Source organism: Nocardia sp. NPDC059764 (genome assembly GCF_042732555.1).
GTDB lineage: Bacteria > Actinomycetota > Actinomycetes > Mycobacteriales > Mycobacteriaceae > Nocardia.
Genome location: NZ_JBHWHH010000306.1, coordinates 1 through 3,975 on the forward strand (window position 1 = coordinate 1; position 3,975 = coordinate 3,975).

The 3,975-nt window shown below is 67.2% G+C and carries 3 protein-coding genes; 2 read left to right on the forward strand and 1 reads right to left on the reverse strand.

The annotated features are described in order from the left end of the window. Positions 1-41: 41 nt before the first annotated feature. Positions 42-1,013, reverse strand: a complete 972-nt coding sequence (locus tag ACFV4K_RS34935) for a M23 family metallopeptidase (RefSeq protein ID WP_379280578.1) — start codon at positions 1,011-1,013, stop codon at positions 42-44. An 821-nt stretch (positions 1,014-1,834) separates the two neighbouring features. On the opposite strand from ACFV4K_RS34935, the gene sucC reads away from it, so the two are divergent. Together sucC and sucD are read left to right on the forward strand one after the other, a co-directional pair. Further along, entirely contained in the window at positions 1,835-3,001 is a 1,167-nt protein-coding gene (sucC, locus tag ACFV4K_RS34940; protein ID WP_357091328.1) for an ADP-forming succinate--CoA ligase subunit beta, read from the forward strand. Positions 3,002-3,015: 14 nt separating this feature from the next. Next, a complete protein-coding gene (gene sucD / locus ACFV4K_RS34945; RefSeq protein WP_357280709.1) occupies positions 3,016-3,930 on the forward strand; it encodes a succinate--CoA ligase subunit alpha in 915 nt (304 codons plus the stop codon). The last annotated feature ends 45 nt before the right edge of the window (positions 3,931-3,975 follow it).

The following is a 3,975-nucleotide window of genomic DNA, read 5'->3' on the forward strand; positions in this document are numbered from 1 at the left end:
GTCCCGCGGGACGCGCCTTTTCTCGGTGTTTCGGGGGGCTGTCAGTCCCGCTCGGGGCCCAGGGAGATGCCGCGGGAGGCCAGCCAGGGCAGCGGGTCGATCTTGTCGACACCGTTGAGCCAGACCTCGAAGTGGCAGTGCGGGCCGGTGGAGAACCCGCGGTTGCCGACCGTGGCGATCTGGTCGCCCGCGAGCACGCGCTGGCCCTGGGAGACGGTCGCGGTGTCGATGTGGCCGTAGATGGTGACCGTGCCGTCGTCGTGCAGCAGCCGGACCCACATGCCGAATCCCGATGCGGGACCGGCCTCGAGCACGGTGCCGTCGGCGACCGCGTAGATCGGGGTGCCGATCGGGGCGGCGATGTCCACACCCTGGTGGGCGACGCCCCAGCGGATGCCGAAGCCGGAGGTGAAGGTGCCCGCGGCGGTGAACTTGGTCCACAGCGGCCGATACTTCGACGCCTCCTGGTTGGCCATGTCGGCGGCGAACTGCTTGCCCTTGGCCAGAATGTCGTTGAACTGGTCCAGGTTCGCGGGCGCGTTCGGGTTCAGCACCTGCGGGGAGCCCGCGGTGGTGTCGGAACCGCCGACCACGGAGGTCGCGGCGACCTCCTTGACCTGCGAGGCGGCCTGGTAGTCGACATTGCTGGTGTCGCTGTTGGCCGAGGACTCGATGGTGGCCTGGCCCGCGGCCACGACGGCGCCGGCCGCGACCGCCACCACCGCGGCGCGACCCTTGAGCGCGGTGGGCGGGGCGGGTAGGCGATGCGAGCCGCCGGCGCGGCGCTTGCCGCCGGACCGGGTGGGACGCTCGTCCTCGTCCGAATAGTCGTCGAAGGCACCGTGATCGACGCGGGCGCCGTCGCCGGAGAACTGGAGCTTCTCGCCGGACGCGGTCTTGAAGGTGTAGACCGGCCGGTAGTTGTCGGAGGGGGTCGGGTCCGCGGTCGGATCCCAGTTGGTCCGCGACTGCGGCGCCCAATCGGTGGGATTCGGTGCGGCCCAGCCGTTCACCGTGGTCTGGGCGTTGTAGTCCCAGTTCGGCTCGGCCTGCCAGTCGTCGGATTCGGCCTGCTGCCACTGCGGGGCTTCGTCCCACTGTTGCTGGGGCTCACCACCCCACTGCGTGTCGCTGTTCCAGTCGGCGTCGGACGGCCACTGCGCCTGCGGATCCCACTGGGCCTGCTGGTTCCACTGCTGCGCGGGCTGCTCCCACGGCTGGGCGGGCTGCTCCCACTGGGCGCCGCCGTTCCAGGCCTGGGTCGCGTCCCACTCGCCGTGGGCGACCGCGCTGTGGGTACTGACGGGAGAATCGAATGTCGTTGCGCCGCCGGAATGATCCGCGTCCTCGCGATAGCGGTGGCCGCGGCGGGGCCGGTGCTGCGAAGGGAACGAGCTGTCGCTCAAAGCCTGCCGTCCTCCTGTCCGTGACCGGGTTGTGACATCGACCGCAACGACGGTAACGAAACGATTGCGGCTCAGCAAGCGATGGGGCTGCTTCGACACACTGCTGTGACATTCATCACTCGCTTATCCGGAATGTGCTCACTGTGCCCTGGGTAACCGCGTGAGGTTTGTCAACTACGTCACGTAGTAGCCAGTGTCACTCTCCGGGATTCGCGGGCTCCACCTGGCGCCGGGTCAACAAGCTACCCGTCAGTAGCATTGACGAGGGGTTTTCCGCTCCCGGAGACAATCCCGTGACCTGCGCCACTTAGGCTGTATGCGGCTGATTTCCGCTCCATGTGACTGATTAGAGTCCGAGCCGACCCGCCTCCGACGACGGGCCGCCAACCAAGACGTTGTCACAACAACGCAGACGAGACGGTGAGTACATGGATCTCTTCGAATATCAGGCGAAGGAACTCTTCGTGAAGCACGGAGTGCCTTCGTCGGAGGGCCGCGTCACGGACTCGGCCGAGGACGCACGTGCGATCGCCGAGGAAATCGGCAAGCCGGTAATGATCAAGTCGCAGGTCAAAGTCGGTGGCCGCGGCAAGGCCGGTGGCGTGAAGTACGCCGCCACCCCGGACGACGCCTTCACCCACGCGACCAACATCCTGGGCCTGGACATCAAGGGCCACATCACCAAGAAGGTCCTGGTCGCCGAGGCCAAGGACATCGCGGCGGAGTACTACATCTCCTTCCTGCTGGACCGCTCCAACCGCACCTACCTGGCCATGTGCTCGGTCGAGGGCGGCATGGAGATCGAAGAGGTCGCCGCCACCAAGCCGGATCGTCTGGCCAAGGTGCCGGTCGACGCGGTCAAGGGCGTGGACCTGGCCTTCGCGCGCAGCATTGCCGAGCAGGGTCACCTGCCGGCCGACATCCTGGATGCCGCGGCGGTCACCATCCAGAAGCTGTGGGAAGTCTTCATCAAGGAAGACGCCACCCTGGTCGAGGTCAACCCGCTGGTGCGCACCCCCAACGACGAGATCCTGGCCCTCGACGGCAAGGTCACCCTGGACGAGAACGCCGAGTTCCGCCACGCCGACCACGCCGAGTTCGCGGACATCGACGCCACCGATCCGCTGGAGCTCAAGGCCAAGGAGAACGACCTCAACTACGTCAAGCTCGACGGTGAGGTCGGCATCATCGGCAACGGCGCGGGTCTGGTCATGTCGACCCTCGACGTCGTCGCGTACGCCGGTGAGAACCACGGCGGCGTGAAGCCGGCCAACTTCCTCGACATCGGTGGCGGCGCCTCGGCTGCCGTCATGGCCGCCGGCCTCGATGTCATCCTGGGTGACGCCCAGGTCAAGTCCGTGTTCGTGAACGTCTTCGGTGGCATCACCGCCTGTGACGCGGTCGCGAACGGCATCGTCGGCGCGCTGAACACCCTGGGCGACGAGGCCAACAAGCCGCTGGTCGTGCGCCTCGACGGCAACAAGGTCGAGGAGGGTCGCAAGATCCTCGCCGACTTCAACCACCCGCTGGTGACTCTCGCTCAGACCATGGACGAAGGCGCCGACAAGGCCGCCGAACTGGCCGCCGCCAAGTAAGGACACGAACCCACATGTCTATCTTCCTGAACAAGGACAACAAGGTCATCGTCCAGGGCATCACCGGCGGTGAGGGCACCAAGCACACCGCTCTGATGCTGAAGGCGGGCACCAACGTGGTCGGCGGTGTCAACGCCCGCAAGGCCGGCACCACCGTGTCGCACGTGGACAAGGACGGCAACACCGTCGAGCTCCCCGTGTTCGCTTCCGTGGCCGAGGCCATGGAGAAGACCGGCGCCGACACCTCCATCGCGTTCGTTCCCCCGGCCTTCTCGAAGGACGCCATCATCGAGGCCATCGACGCGGAGATCCCGCTGCTCGTGGTCATCACCGAGGGCATCCCGGTGCAGGACACCGCGTACGCGTGGGCCTACAACGTGGAGAAGGGTCAGAAGACCCGCATCATCGGCCCGAACTGCCCCGGCATCATCACCCCGGGTGAGTCGCTGGTCGGCATCACCCCGGCCAACATCGCGGGCAAGGGCCCGATCGGTCTGGTCTCCAAGTCGGGCACCCTGACCTACCAGATGATGTACGAGCTGCGGGACTTCGGTTTTTCCACCGCCATCGGCATCGGCGGCGACCCGGTCATCGGCACCACCCACATCGACGCCATCGAGGCGTTCGAGAAGGACCCGGAGACCAAGCTCATCGTCATGATCGGCGAAATCGGCGGCGACGCCGAGGAGCGGGCCGCGGCCTACATCCAGGCCAACGTCACCAAGCCGGTCGTCGGCTACGTCGCGGGCTTCACCGCCCCCGAGGGCAAGACCATGGGCCACGCCGGCGCCATCGTCTCCGGCTCCGCCGGTACCGCCCAGGCCAAGAAGGACGCCCTCGAGGCCGCGGGCGTGAAGGTCGGCAAGACCCCGTCCGAGACCGCCGCCCTGGCGCGCGAGATCCTCGAGAAGGCCAGCATCTCCGCTTGATGTTCTCGTGCCCCGCTGTCCGGCGACAGCGGGGCATAGGCCGAG

Excerpts from the sequence above, each read along its gene's own strand:
- sucC (WP_357091328.1), top strand. The coding sequence starts at position 1,835 with ATGGATCTCTTCGAATATCAGGCGAAGGAACTCTTCGTGAAGCACGGA.
- sucD (WP_357280709.1), top strand. The coding sequence starts at position 3,016 with ATGTCTATCTTCCTGAACAAGGACAACAAGGTCATCGTCCAGGGCATC.